12 protein-coding genes are annotated in these 12,480 nt (G+C 61.6%); 5 read left to right on the forward strand and 7 right to left on the reverse strand.

The genetic code is table 11. The annotated features are described in order from the left end of the window. Window positions 1-11 precede the first annotated feature (11 nt). Both EA462_RS11775 and EA462_RS11780 read left to right on the forward strand, forming a co-directional pair. On the forward strand, window positions 12-533 hold the full coding sequence (locus EA462_RS11775) for an archaemetzincin family Zn-dependent metalloprotease (RefSeq protein WP_124178766.1): 522 nt from the start codon (window positions 12-14) through the stop codon (window positions 531-533). A 262-nt stretch (window positions 534-795) separates the two neighbouring features. Further along, window positions 796-1,599 carry a hypothetical protein gene (locus EA462_RS11780; protein ID WP_124178767.1) on the forward strand — a complete coding sequence of 268 codons (804 nt, stop codon included), beginning with the start codon at window positions 796-798 and terminating at the stop codon, window positions 1,597-1,599. A gap of 27 nt (window positions 1,600-1,626) precedes the next feature. On the opposite strand, the gene EA462_RS11785 is transcribed toward EA462_RS11780, so the two are convergent. Both EA462_RS11785 and EA462_RS11790 read right to left on the reverse strand, forming a co-directional pair. Continuing rightward, window positions 1,627-3,441 carry a ribosome biogenesis/translation initiation ATPase RLI gene (locus EA462_RS11785; protein ID WP_124178768.1) on the reverse strand — a complete coding sequence of 605 codons (1,815 nt, stop codon included), beginning with the start codon at window positions 3,439-3,441 and terminating at the stop codon, window positions 1,627-1,629. 2 nt (window positions 3,442-3,443) lie between these two features. Then, window positions 3,444-3,767 (reverse strand): EMC6-like membrane protein, encoded by a 324-nt coding sequence (locus EA462_RS11790; RefSeq protein WP_124178769.1) that lies wholly within the window; start codon window positions 3,765-3,767, stop codon window positions 3,444-3,446. A 307-nt stretch (window positions 3,768-4,074) separates the two neighbouring features. On the opposite strand from EA462_RS11790, the gene EA462_RS11795 reads away from it, so the two are divergent. Both EA462_RS11795 and EA462_RS11800 read left to right on the forward strand, forming a co-directional pair. Continuing rightward, on the forward strand, window positions 4,075-4,368 hold the full coding sequence (locus tag EA462_RS11795; RefSeq protein ID WP_124178770.1) for a winged helix-turn-helix domain-containing protein: 294 nt from the start codon (window positions 4,075-4,077) through the stop codon (window positions 4,366-4,368). A 215-nt stretch (window positions 4,369-4,583) separates the two neighbouring features. Beyond that, window positions 4,584-4,991, forward strand: a complete 408-nt coding sequence (locus EA462_RS11800) for a hypothetical protein (protein ID WP_124178771.1) — start codon at window positions 4,584-4,586, stop codon at window positions 4,989-4,991. Between the two features lie 19 nt (window positions 4,992-5,010). On the opposite strand, the gene EA462_RS11805 is transcribed toward EA462_RS11800, so the two are convergent. The 5 genes from EA462_RS11805 to EA462_RS11825 form a co-directional block, all read right to left on the reverse strand. Next, window positions 5,011-5,910 (reverse strand): NAD+ synthase, encoded by a 900-nt coding sequence (locus EA462_RS11805; RefSeq protein ID WP_124178772.1) that lies wholly within the window; start codon window positions 5,908-5,910, stop codon window positions 5,011-5,013. Window positions 5,911-6,105: 195 nt separating this feature from the next. After that, on the reverse strand, window positions 6,106-7,203 hold the full coding sequence (locus EA462_RS11810) for a tyrosine-type recombinase/integrase (protein WP_124178773.1): 1,098 nt from the start codon (window positions 7,201-7,203) through the stop codon (window positions 6,106-6,108). 136 nt (window positions 7,204-7,339) lie between these two features. Then, window positions 7,340-7,564 carry a HalOD1 output domain-containing protein gene (locus EA462_RS11815; RefSeq protein WP_243641407.1) on the reverse strand — a complete coding sequence of 75 codons (225 nt, stop codon included), beginning with the start codon at window positions 7,562-7,564 and terminating at the stop codon, window positions 7,340-7,342. Between the two features lie 329 nt (window positions 7,565-7,893). Further along, window positions 7,894-9,795 carry a PINc/VapC family ATPase gene (locus EA462_RS11820; protein WP_124178775.1) on the reverse strand — a complete coding sequence of 634 codons (1,902 nt, stop codon included), beginning with the start codon at window positions 9,793-9,795 and terminating at the stop codon, window positions 7,894-7,896. A gap of 154 nt (window positions 9,796-9,949) precedes the next feature. Further along, window positions 9,950-10,765 (reverse strand): helix-turn-helix transcriptional regulator, encoded by an 816-nt coding sequence (locus tag EA462_RS11825; RefSeq protein ID WP_124178776.1) that lies wholly within the window; start codon window positions 10,763-10,765, stop codon window positions 9,950-9,952. 598 nt (window positions 10,766-11,363) lie between these two features. Between EA462_RS11825 and EA462_RS11830 the strand changes: the two genes are divergently transcribed. Beyond that, on the forward strand, window positions 11,364-12,470 hold the full coding sequence (locus EA462_RS11830) for a M20 family metallopeptidase (protein WP_124178777.1): 1,107 nt from the start codon (window positions 11,364-11,366) through the stop codon (window positions 12,468-12,470). Window positions 12,471-12,480: the final 10 nt, after the last annotated feature.

Here is a 12,480-nt window from a genome sequence, read left to right on the forward strand (position 1 = left end):
TAGCCTTTGCTATGCTCGTCGACATCGTACCGGTCGGCAACGTCTCCGCAGAAGTCAAGCGGGCGGCGTCATCGGCGTTGCGATCGGTCTACGACTGCGACGTCTCGATCAACGACTCGCAGTCGGTCCCAAACGGCGCGTACGATTCCGGTCGGAACCAGTACTCCGCCGAGACCTTCATCCAGCTCGCAGAGCGCATCGGTCGCGGCACCAAGAACATCGCGATAACTCCCCACGACCTCTTCTATCGCCGTCGAAACTACGTGTTCGGGCTCGCATATCTCGACGGAAGCGGGAGCGTGGTCTCGACCTATCGCCTCCAGACCTCGAGCGACGGCGGCTTCTCGAACAAGAGCGCGAGCGAGATCTTCGAAAACCGCGTTCGCAAGGAAATCGTCCACGAGATCGGCCACACGTACGGGCTCGAACACTGTGACAACAACCGATGCGTGATGAATTTCTCACCGACGGTCCGCGAGGTCGACATCAAAGAAGAGCATCTCTGTGGAAGCTGTCAGCGAATCATGAGCTGAGGTCTTTCGACGGGTTTTGGCTTCTTCTATTTCGGTTTCGTTCCGTCCATCGCTGGTCTCGTTCCGTCGATCCGTGTCAGTCGCCGCAGTGCGTGTGCCCAGATCGGAGGTCGGTCCGAGGTTCACACCACGTGACGGTCACGCTGTTTGAAAAACAACACCTTACTTCGGAGAGTACGTACGGGGTTACGATTACGGGGTTCCCACAGCACGAGCCGGCAGTCGCGAGTCCCGTTCCGAACGCCAGCACCAGTGGTGACCGATGACCCAGGACCGAAACGACGAGATCGAAATCGAGATCGAACGCGGGAGTGCCGACGAGAGCGATCGCCGCTTCGACGTCACCGATCGACCCGGGAACGCCACGAACACCTCCGTCTCCGGCGACTCACGGAACCGGCCGGACGGCTTCGATCCAACACAACACCTCGAAGACGAACTCGGTCGCATCGACATTCGGACGACAGCCGAGGGATACGTCGAGGGGCGGGTCACCGGTCTCGAGTCGGTCGACGAGACGACGGTTCGACTCGAAGTCGAGCTCCCACACGGTGAGCGGATACGGTTCTCGCTCGAGAAACCGATTCCGTGGTCCGAGGAGTTCCTGCTGGCCCGCATCGTCGAAGACGTCGGCTACGATGCGCCCTCGATCAGTCACCTCGTCGGAGAACCGATCTATCTGACTCGAGTCGACGACAGCGTGGCTGCCGGGGACGACGAGAACGACGGACGCTGGTGGGCCCCGTCGACTCGGTCGCTCGGTGACGTCGTCCTCTCGTCGCTCGGCAGTCGGTTTCGGCTCGTGGAACGAACGAGCTCGCAGTGGCGACTGGTCGATCCGCTCGAACGACGATCGACCGAGGACGACCGGTCGGGTACGACGGTCGACGCGACGACCGTGGCTTCGTGGCTTCTGGTACTCACAGCACCCGTGATCGCTGGGTTCGGCGTCGGCGCGTCGACACCCGGTGAACTGGCCGGCTCGAGCGCAGCGGTCGGATACGTTCTCGGTGGGTTCGTCCTCGCGCTGATCGGACTCGCGATGCTGACAGCAGGCGAGACGTAGGCGCTCGAGGGACCTCACGCGACCGCCTTAGGGCGCGTAGTAGTACTCCCCCTCCGATTTCTGTCGTTTGTCGAGCTGTGAGTCGGGCTTGTTGATCCGCGGCCGAGAGGTCCGTTCGTCGCGACGGAACGTGACCTCGAGGTTCGCGAGGAACTCGTTCATGCCGTCGCGCATCGGCTGGGGAGTGCCCGCACGACCGTGTTCGGCGGGTTCGCCGTCGAAGACCATCAGGCGATCCGCCAGCAGGTCGATCATGTAAATGTCGTGGTCGATAACAAGCACGGTCGCGTCCTGCTGTTCGGCGTAGCGACGAATCGCGCTCGTGGCCTGCACGCGCTGTTCGACGTCCAGGTGAGCGGAGGGTTCGTCGAGCAAGTAGAGATCCGCCGAGTCCGACAGGCAGGCGGCGATCGCGACACGCTGGCGTTCTCCGCCGGAGAGATCCGAGAGGTTCTGCTCCATAATCCGCTCTAGCTGGAGGGGCTGTGCGATCTCGGTGTTCCAGTACGAGGAGCCGAACTGATCGGTGATCGACGAGAGAAAAACGTCGACGCGCATGTGCTGATCGATCGTGACGTACTGCGGTTTGTAGGAAATCTCGAGGTCCAGGTCGGCGTCGCCGCTGTCGGGTTCGAGGTCACCCGTGAGTAACTTTGCGAACGTCGACTTCCCGATCCCGTTTGGACCCACGATCCCCAGCACCTCGTTTCGGCGGATCTCGCCGCCCTCGACCTCGAGAGAGAACTCACCCTCGCCGTAGCTCTTTTCGAGATCGGGGTACTCGACGAGCGTGTCGCTGCGGACGGCGGCTCGAGGTGCGTGTTCTTCGAACTCGATCGGGTCCGGACGGATTCGCATGTTCTCGTTGTCGAGGTAGCCCGCGAGATACTCGTTGATGCCGTTTCGAACCGACTTGGGAGGGGTGATGACACCGTAGGCACCGGGCTCACCGTAGGCGACGTGGAGCGTGTCGGCGAGCAAATCGAGGATCGCGAGGTCGTGCTCGACGACGAGCATCGACCGGTTCTCTTCTTCTGCGAGCTCGCGGATCAGTCGCGCTGCGGTGACGCGCTGGCCGATGTCGAGATAGGGCGTCACCTCGTCCAGAAAGTAAAAGTCCGTATCGCGGGCGAGCGTCGCCGCGATGGCGACTCGCTGGAGTTCACCGCCCGAGAGATCGTCAATCGACTGGTCCATCACCGGTGCGATCTCGAGTCGATCGACGAGCGAATCGAGCGCACCACGTTCGTCAGTTCGCTCGAGCAGGTCGCGAGTGTTTCCGTCGAAGCTGTTCGGTATCTGATCGACGTACTGCGGTTTTCGGGAAACAGTGACCTCTCCCTCGCGGATGTCAGCGATGTAGTCCTGCAGTTCCGTTCCGCGGTAGGCTTCGAGCACCTCGTCCCAACCGGGGGACTCCTCGTGGCGACCGAGATTTGGCTCGAGTTCGCCCGCGAGGATTCGAACGGCAGTCGTCTTCCCGATCCCGTTTGGACCGAGAATACCCGTCACCTGCCCCTGCTGTGGTGCGGGAAGGCCGTACAGCGAGAAGGCGTTCTCACCGTAGCGGTGGGCCGGATCGTCCTGCAGTTCCTTGGGCAGATTGATGATCTCGATGGCGTCGAACGGACACTTTTCGACGCAGATCCCACAGGTTTCACCGAGACAGATCTCCTCGGAGATGTGAATCTGCTCGGGCTGACCCTCGTCGGTATCCTCCCCCCGGAGGGTAATACACTCCTTTCCAGTCCGGTTCGGCGGGCAGTAGTTCTTACACTCGTAGCTACAGCGGTCGGGTTGGCATCGGTCCAGATCGACGACGGCGATGCTGTCGTCCGCCATAATTATGCCGTGTACTCCGCGGTGAGCAGGATTCCCCACACCACGAACCAGAACGAGAACGTCATGAACGTGATGAACAGGTAGTGTTTGATACCGAACTCGTCGTCACCGTAGATACTCGTGAAATCGAAGAGGACGAACTGAACGAGGATCGCCCCCAGGACGAGAAACAGCGGCGTGGTTTCGGTTGCCGCCTCGGCTGGTGTGAGATCGCCGGTCAGTGACGCGGAGGCAAGCGCCGCGCCGACGCCGAGCAACGCCGAGAATGCTGTTACGCTGATCGAGCGAATGTGTTCGCGTCGATCACTGATCGATTCGGTCGACATGGGATGAACTCGGATAGCAGTGTTGAAAAGCCGTTCGGGTTCGTCGAGCGAGCCGAATCGCCCGCGATTCGAGACGACAGCGAGGCCCACGCGAGATCGACGGCTTGTTCGTCCGGGGTGAACATCAGCGTACACGTTACGGTGTCGCTGTCGATGCCGGCACAAGTCTGACTAACCAGTCAAACAACTATTTCGCCCCTCTGAGAGCCCGTGTCTGATTTTTACACGGATAAACTAATAGTATTTAATTGAGAACGGATCCAGTAAGGCTCAACTTTTATGCTGCTGGATGATTTCGATTCGTAACATGGAACAGACTGACGAGGAAGAAATCGAAGACTTGCCGCCAAGTGCAAAACTCGTTTTCAAGGTTCTCGAGTACGACGGGCCACTGACGCAAAAACAGATCGTCGAGGAGTCGATGCTCTCGGCGCGCACGGTTCGATACGCACTCGAGCGACTCGGGGAGATCGGAATCGTCGACGAGGACATTTACTTTGCTGATGCCAGACAGAGCCTGTACCGGCTAACTGAGCCGGTCGCAGCGGACGGAAAGGGAGTCGAGGAACCGGCGAAAAAAGACGCCTGCTGTGCGGAGTAGTGCGGAACGAACCCACCCCACGGGACGCACCGACTGGGGACTCTTCTCGAGGTGATTCGTTCTCTGGATCGGGCCGATATAGAACAACTGAAACGAGTTACACACCGATCGCATGGCTGTCGTGCGATCAGGTGTGCATTGGCGTTCGGTGACTACGATAGCAAGCGGTCACGGAGAACGGTAGGATTATTTTGATTCGGTGATCCCCAACACCTATGGATAAAGAACGGTTTCCTCGGTGGGGATGGCTGCTGATCGGTCTGTTCGGGGCGACGATGGTCGCGAATCTGGTCAATATCGCCGTTCTCGGACCGGCCGGGCTCTCAGAAGAGTACTTCGTCGTGACGATTATCACCGGAATGTCACTCGTGTTGATCTACACCGGCGTCTGGTACGACGACGAACGAGCGCAGTACTGGGAACATTCGACAGAACGCGTGTTCGGAGACGTCGTCTTCGTCGTCATCGGCGCAGCGGTCGGTTCGGCGCTCGCGATCGTCGCGATCAGCGACATCGGCCTCAGTCGAATCGTCCAGGACGTCATCGCGATGGTCGCCGGGTTCGTCCTCTCGTGGGGGCTGTTCTGGTGGCGGAATCCCGAGTTGTACCGGGCAGAAGACTGAGAACGCAAAACCCAGTTCATCACCGCAGATCGGTTCGTCCGTCGATTCCCGGCGTCGGTGGGAGCGTCCGCTTGTGCGCAGTCTCCGAGCAGCGAAGGGCGATCGTTCGCGCCGTCTCGAGGGTGATCTCGAGTTCGTCGGCAGCGTCCTCGATTGACAGGCGCTCGTCGACGATTCGAGTCAGGAACGGATCGATCACTTCGTAGGGTGCACCCAGTTCGCTGGCGTCCGTCTGTCCGGCCCAGAAACCGGCCGTGGGTTCCTTGTTGACGATCCGTCGCGGAACTCCGATCCGCTCTGCAAGCGCTCGCACCTCGGTCTTGTAGAGGTCTCCGATCGGGTAGAGGTCGGCCGCACCGTCACCGTACTTGGTGAAGTAGCCAAGAAGCCACTCCGACCGATTCGCGGTGCCGAGAACCAGTCGTGATCGGCGGTTCGCGACGTAGTAGGCACACAGCATTCGAAACCGTGCGACCGCGTTGCCGATCGCGTAGTTCCGTTCGTTCGGACGCTGCGTCGGTTGCTCCGCGCTCGATGCCTCCTCGAGTTCGCCCGCAAACGTCTCTTCGAACGCAGCGAGCAACGGTCGAAGCTGCACGTCGTGAAACTCGATTCCGAGCCCCTCCGCGATCGTTCGAGCTTCGCTGACGGCCGCACGCTCGGTTTTGTGACAGGGGAGACCGAGGCCGAGGACCCGGTCACTACCCAGCGCGTCGACGGCCAGCGTCGCCGTCACGGTCGAATCGATTCCGCCGCTCATCGCGACGACGACTCCCGCTGCGTCCGCGTCCTCCACCGTCGCTCGAACGTGATCGGTGAGGCGCGTGCGTACTTCCTCGAGTTCTTCGCGGCTCGTGATGAACGAACCGTTCTCGACCCCGGATCGAGGGTAGACAAACGTTCGGCTATCAACACCCATACTATTGTATCCGTACGTTCTATACCAAGATAGAAAACGTTTGTCTTAGTCGAATAGCCATACCTTAAACAGCTAGTAGTTATCAGTGTGGGTAGCGGTCACGTGGCCTGGAGAGTTCTGGCGGGCGGCTCGAAACCGCCGACCCGAAGACGGAACTCACCGGGTTGAACGACTCGACGCGGCAACGAAGAATCGTCACTCCCGAATCTCGTCGATCGAATCCGCGACGTCCGCCGCCTGAATATCGGAGTAGGCCTCGTGGGTCGTCTCGATCGACTTGTGTCGGAGCGCCGACTGTGCTAGCTCCGAGTGTCCGCTCTCGTACAGCTCCGCCCCCAGTGCGCGCCGCGCGCCGTGAGGTTGGAGGTAGTCGTGACCGTCCTCGAGTTCGATCGGCGCTTCGTCGCTGAGTCGCTTCATTACCTGACGCCCTCCCTCTTTCGTTAGCGCGAGCGGAACGACTTCGTGATCGCGAAGGAGATCGTCGATCGGACGGTCGCCGTCGTAGTCGTCGACGGCCGCGCGCAGCGCCCCCCACTTCGAGGGTGCGTGAGCGGTCGGGAACACCGGCCAGTCGTCGCTCGGGGGCTCGAGCACCCGCTGATAGCGCTGGAGTGCATCCCGTGCGGCACCCGGAAGCGCCGCCTCCTCGTACTGTCGGGACTTCCCGAAGACGCGGATCATCTTCTGCTCTAGGTCGACGTCGCTCCAGTGGAGTCCATCGCGAACGTCGTCGTTCGTATCACGAAAGATTTCGGCACCGCGGACGCCGGCCTCCGCGAGGAGGACGACGATCGCTCGATCCCGAAAGGCGATCTCGCGGGAAACGTCGATCGTTCCGTCGAGAGCCATATCCACGCGCTTGCTCGCGTAGGCGACGATCCCTCGTCGCTGGGCGGGCGTCCAGAACTGGCGCGTTCGGTCGCCTTTGTCCTCGGGCAGGTACTCGGTCGCCCGGTTGGTATCCGCCGGATTGCGATCTAGAAGCTCTTCGCGAACGCAAAAAGAGAGAAATGCGCGCGTGTAATCGAAGTACGTGTTGGCCGTCGAGGCCTTCAGCTCACCTTCGATGTGGCGCTCGCGGAGGGCGAACGCGTACTCGCGAAGGTCGCTCGTCTCGAGTGTCCCGACGCTCTCGATCCCTTCTCGCTCGCAAAACGCCGCGAATCCGGAGAGCGGCGAGCGCATCGTCGCCTTCGAGCCACCGGAATCCAGCGACTCGAGATAGCGCACCACCGCACCGTCGACGGTGTTTCCATCTCGTCCCGTCCGTCGGTTCGATGATCCGGACATTCCTGTCAGACGTACGGTTCTGACTCACCTTAAACGCACGTGATCGCAGTGATTCATACGGTTTACTGTAAATCGTTGCCGGCGCACCCGCGACCCGGGCGGCGGGTGCGCCGGTAAATCGTTACAGTAATCCGTATCAAACCGTTTCGGCCAGTCGGTCGTCGGTCGGAGTGACCGTAACGGAGGCCGATTCGTCGATCCGTACGAGGTAGTCGCCGTGAGTAAACTCGAGCGTCATCGATCGAGTCGCAGACTGGACGAGCGCGTCCAGTGCGTCCGGATCGATCGATTCGTACAGCGTCGGTTCGAGCGCTGTCGGATCAGTTTCCTCAGCGGATGCGAGCGCTTCGATAACACTCATACTTGCCAACTGTTCCATCCCTACGCTTCGACGAAGCACGAAGGATACATAAAAGATGGCCCGATTCCCACGACGTGCAAACCGATGCTGACTCACACGCATCGAACAACACAGGTAGTTGACTCGTGACCTACGCGCCTACGACGGAACCACCGTTACCGGCTCTTTCCGATCGATCGCCTGCTCTAGTTCGTCCGCGATCGCACTCCCTCTCGAAACCTGAATCTCGCACGCGGACCTTTTTCCGTTCGGGTCGCACAGCGACCACTCACGCAAAAATCTCCACCAAAAACCACTCGTTCGCGTCCGCTCACTCGTGACCTGCGCGCCTACGACGGAACCACCGTTACCGGCTCTTTCCGATCGATCGCCTGCTCTAGTTCGTCCGCGATCGCACTCCCTCTCGAAACCTGAATCTCGCCGCCACGGCTCACCGTCGCGGTAAAGAGATAGTCGCCGCCGGCCTGAACCTCGACGGTCTCGCCGTGGTTGTCGTCAACGGGGATGACGATGTGTCGTGACGTGATATCGGGGGTTACCGTCTGACCGGCAGCCTGCTGACCGCCACCGCCGCTCCCGCCGCTGTGACCGCTTCCGGCGCTGTTCGATCGCGATCCCTCGCTATCGCTCGTCCCGTAGTGAGGATTCTCGTCGTGCGTGCGAACGTCGATATCGATTCCGAGCCGGTTCTCGACATCCGTAATTCGGCCACCGCCTTTACCGATGACGCTCGAGATGTCGTCTTCTTCGACGTAGACGACCGCGCGATTCTGGCTCTTTAAGCGAACGTCGACGTAGCCGTGAGCGATCGACCGGATCTCGCGTTCGATCTCCTGTTTGGCGATGCGATCGACGCCGGAATCGCTTCCGGGGCCGTTTTCGTCGTCTTTCAGCGGAACGGTGACGACCTGACGGTTGAACGTGTAGATCTCGTATTCGGGTTCGTTCGTCTCGAAGTTCGTGACCTGAATAACCGGTCTGGCGAGGTCCTCTTCGGTGAGCCCGGCGGGGACTTTGACCTCCGTCCGGACGTCGTAGACGGTGTTGACCTCGCCGGCCTCGATGTAGACGACGGTGTCGACGACCTGGGGAATCATTCCGAGTTCGACGCGACCGACGAGGCGCTGGAGTGCGTCGATCGGTCGAGTCGCGTGGACGACACCGATCATCCCGACGCCCGCCAATCGCATGTCCGCAAAGACCTCGAAGTCGTTCGTTTTTCTGACCTCGTCGTAGATCGTGTAATCCGGTCGAACCATCAACAGCGCGTCGGCCGTCTTTTCCATCTTGCCGGCCAGCTCGGTGTACTGGGTGATCTCCGGACCGACCTGCAGGTCCCGTGGCTTTTCCATCGTCTTGACCGCGTAGTCGTGATCCGAGATGAAGCGTGCGACCGCCTGGGCGAACGTCGACTTCCCTGCCCCCGGCGCACCCGAGATCAGGACGCCGCGCTGGCGTTCGAGCAACCGATCTTTCAGCTCCTGGGCGTTGTCGTACTCCTCGAGATCGGTCTGGGCGATCGGTCGAACGGCGGTGATCTCGATACCGTCAGCGAACGGCGGACGACCGATGGCGATTCGGTAGTCCCGGAACTGGACGATCTTCATTCCCGGCTCCGAGAGTTCGATGAAGCCCTCCGAGGACTCCTTTGCGCCGTCGACCACCTCGCGAGCGTACTCGTCCATGGTCTCCTCGTCGAGGGGTTCGTCAGCGATTTCTTCGTAGTGCATCTCTCCGAGTTCGCCGCGTTTGGCTCGAGGGATAGCGTCCGTCTTGAGGTGGACGCTCATCGTTTGCTCGTCGAAGAACCCCTCGACGGTGAGCGTACCCACCCGTCGCGCTTCGGGTGCGACGTGCTGGACGTCTAGCCCTTTCGCCTTCGCGACCTCGGCCTGAACGATGTCGCTCGTGAGAAACGTCGCCTCGAGATCTTCTGCGATGTCGCGGATGAGCGCGTCGATCTCTCCTTCTGAGGCGTGCCCGCGCTCGATCGCGTTCGGTCGCTCACCGACGTACTCGAGGTCGATCCGTCCGTCGTCGGCAAGGCCAGCAAGCTGCTTGAGTTCCTCGAGACCGTCCCATCCGGTCTCGATCCCGTCGTTGGCCTGCGCCTCGAGTTCCGCGACGACGGCTTCGGGGACCGAAATCATCGCACCCTCGAACTGCCCGTCTTCGATCGTCGACGAGACGCGGCCGTCGATAACCACGCTCGTATCCGGCACAACGTTCATGTCGTCCGATTCGCTCTTCGCAGGTAAAAGGATGCGGGACACGTGTTCTCACGACTGATATCGGGATCGGGTCATACGGTCTGGTGTAACTGTTTACCGGCGCATCCGGCATCCGGTCTCCGGATACGCCGGTAAACAGTCACAGCAAACCGTATCAGTCGACGGCATCGGTTCCGAACTCGCGAACGGATGTCGACTCAACGCCGCTTCCATCGGCTTCGAGCGGGACCGGGCGTGCACGTTCCAGATAGTGTTCGTACCGATCAGTTGCCCACTCGCGAAACGCCGGCTCGGAGCTTTCGATACAGACCGCGAACGTGCCGTCGTCGTAGGCACCGAAAAATGCCGCGTCGTCGGTCAGCGTCAATCCGAACTCGAGCGGTTGCTCGAGGACGTACAGCGAGAAAAGCGTCGACGGGGTCTCCGCGATCGACGGCGGTGCCGTTTCGAGGATCGGACGTGGCGCGATCAGGTCCGTCTCGACGCCCGACGCGAGGAGGTCCCGGTGAACCTCGACGATCAGTTCGCTGAACACCGGTAAGATCCCGCGAACCGTGTCCGTCGTCGTCTCCGCCATCGCGTTCCGATAGTGGATGATCGGTTCGTGGGGCGTATCGGGCTCTGCGACAGAGACGGTCGCATTCGCGAGCAGGATCGGATCGAACCGGTCGTCGACAGTCGCGACCGCATCGATCACGTCGCCGCTTGACTCGAGCACCGAAAGTCGGTCGAGAAAGGTCGCCGCAGCCTCGCAGACGTGGTTTCCGACCGGAGTTAGTTCGTATCGGCCGTCGACCTTGCGAGCCCATCCGAGCTCAGCACAGCCGTTCAGATGTCGCTGAACCGTCACTCGCGAGATCGGCAGGCTGTCGGTAAGCGCCTGCGTGTCCGCTGGCTCCGAGTACAGCTCCCGGAGAACGGCGAGGCGATGCGGCGAGGAGAACAGTCGCTCTCCCCAATCGTAGCACATTAGCTATCGTCTGTTGTGCACAGGGTATTAGTCCTTCTGAAGGGATCGTCCACCACGGCCCGTCGGTACCGGCCGGGAAGAAGCATCTGGCGACGGAATTCGATCACCGTTCGAAAAACAGCCGTGTTCATCACCCATTCGAACTCCGATTATTGTTCGGGTACTGAACGTGAGTTCACGAGATAAGGTAAGGCGTGTTTCCCCCGAAGGGGAAGGCGCACCACGAGAACCACGGGCGGAAGCGACCGTGTTCACGGTTCGCCCACAACCGGTGGTTCGTGTGCCTCTGACACCTTCACGCGACGCTCGAGGAACTCACTCGAGCGGTTCGTGGTCGTTTCTCGGCGGTGAAGCGGAGATCCGCCCGAACGTCCATCGCTATCGGCCCTCCGACGCACAGCCGATTGATTCGAACGCATCAGTAGAGACGCGTCCGAGAAGTAGCCGGTTCGGTTACGATAGCGACGCGCAGTCTGATTGTCCACGGAAAGGACGATCGCCGCGATCGCATCGACTCTCGAAGGGGGAACGGATGCACGCACCGGTAGCGATTCCGGTCCACCGGTGGACTCACGATCCTGGCGGCGAATGGGCGGCCATGGAATCTCAGATCGTCGATCTTACGCGAGCGCTCGTCGGCATTCCGAGCCACGACGACGAGACCGACGCGGGAACGCACGTCGAGGACTGGCTCCGACGCGAGACCGATGCCGCCGTCACGCGGGACGACGCTGGAAACGTCATCGCTCGACGAGGCGCACACGGGAATGCGGAAACGCTCGCGCTCGTCGGCCATCACGACGTCGTCGAGCCGGCACCGACACAGCTGGTAGACGGCGCGGACCCGAAGCGCGGGGCGGCGTACGCCATCGAAGAGCGCGACGGCCGCCTCTACGGACGCGGCACAGCGGACATGAAGGGGGCGCTCGCGGCCGCCATGCTCGCCTTCCGCGAGGCCGATCCAGCGGGCGAACTCGTCTTCGCCAGCTTCGTCGGTGAGGAGGTCGGTGGCATCGGTGCGCGACACGCGCTCGAGAACGGCTTTGGTCCCGACGTCGCCGTCGTGGGCGAGGGTTCGACCGGCTACTCGAGTCCGGCCGTGACGGACGTCGCCGTCGCGCACAAGGGCCGTCGGGGGAGTACGATCGTCGCCCGCGGCAGCGCGGCGCACGCGAGCGAGGTCGACGCCGGTGAGAACGCGATCTATCGGGCGACCGACGCGATCTCGCTGATTCGAGATCTCGAAGTTCCGTCCGTCGACGTGGCGGGCGAAACGATCGACGGCAGCCTCGTCGTCACGGAGATCGACGGCGGGACGGCGATGAACGTCGTTCCCGACCGATGTGAGATGACCGTCGACGAGCGGACCGTTCCGGGAACGCGTGCACCCATAGAGCGCGTCGAATCGGTCGAGGGCCTCGAGTGGATCGTGGATCAGGATCTGCCGCCGATGCGGTGTGACGACGACGCCTTCGCGGCGACCGTCCTCGAAGCTGCCGATGGCACCCAGTCGGGCACGCCGGAACTCGTGACGAAACCCCACGCGACCGACGCCGGGTGGCTCTCCCAGTCCGGAACCGAGTGCGTGATCTGCGGTCCGGCCGAGCCCGGCCAGGCCCACACCCCAGACGAGAGCGTCTCGATCGAGGTCCTCGAGCGATGTTCCGAGACGTACCGGCGGGTGGCCGAACGCTGGCCGCGATAGCGACGTATCT

Source organism: Natrarchaeobius halalkaliphilus (genome assembly GCF_003841485.1).
Lineage (GTDB): Archaea > Halobacteriota > Halobacteria > Halobacteriales > Natrialbaceae > Natrarchaeobius > Natrarchaeobius halalkaliphilus.

Excerpts from the sequence above, each read along its gene's own strand:
- EA462_RS11805 (WP_124178772.1), bottom strand. The coding sequence starts at position 5,910 with ATGGGTGTTGATAGCCGAACGTTTGTCTACCCTCGATCCGGGGTCGAG.
- EA462_RS11775 (WP_124178766.1), top strand. The coding sequence starts at position 12 with ATGCTCGTCGACATCGTACCGGTCGGCAACGTCTCCGCAGAAGTCAAG.
- EA462_RS11810 (WP_124178773.1), bottom strand. The coding sequence starts at position 7,203 with ATGTCCGGATCATCGAACCGACGGACGGGACGAGATGGAAACACCGTC.
- EA462_RS11780 (WP_124178767.1), top strand. The coding sequence starts at position 796 with ATGACCCAGGACCGAAACGACGAGATCGAAATCGAGATCGAACGCGGG.
- EA462_RS11800 (WP_124178771.1), top strand. The coding sequence starts at position 4,584 with ATGGATAAAGAACGGTTTCCTCGGTGGGGATGGCTGCTGATCGGTCTG.
- EA462_RS11825 (WP_124178776.1), bottom strand. The coding sequence starts at position 10,765 with ATGTGCTACGATTGGGGAGAGCGACTGTTCTCCTCGCCGCATCGCCTC.
- EA462_RS11785 (WP_124178768.1), bottom strand. The coding sequence starts at position 3,441 with ATGGCGGACGACAGCATCGCCGTCGTCGATCTGGACCGATGCCAACCC.
- EA462_RS11795 (WP_124178770.1), top strand. The coding sequence starts at position 4,075 with ATGGAACAGACTGACGAGGAAGAAATCGAAGACTTGCCGCCAAGTGCA.
- EA462_RS11790 (WP_124178769.1), bottom strand. The coding sequence starts at position 3,767 with ATGTCGACCGAATCGATCAGTGATCGACGCGAACACATTCGCTCGATC.
- EA462_RS11830 (WP_124178777.1), top strand. The coding sequence starts at position 11,364 with ATGGAATCTCAGATCGTCGATCTTACGCGAGCGCTCGTCGGCATTCCG.
- EA462_RS11820 (WP_124178775.1), bottom strand. The coding sequence starts at position 9,795 with ATGAACGTTGTGCCGGATACGAGCGTGGTTATCGACGGCCGCGTCTCG.
- EA462_RS11815 (WP_243641407.1), bottom strand. The coding sequence starts at position 7,564 with ATGAGTGTTATCGAAGCGCTCGCATCCGCTGAGGAAACTGATCCGACA.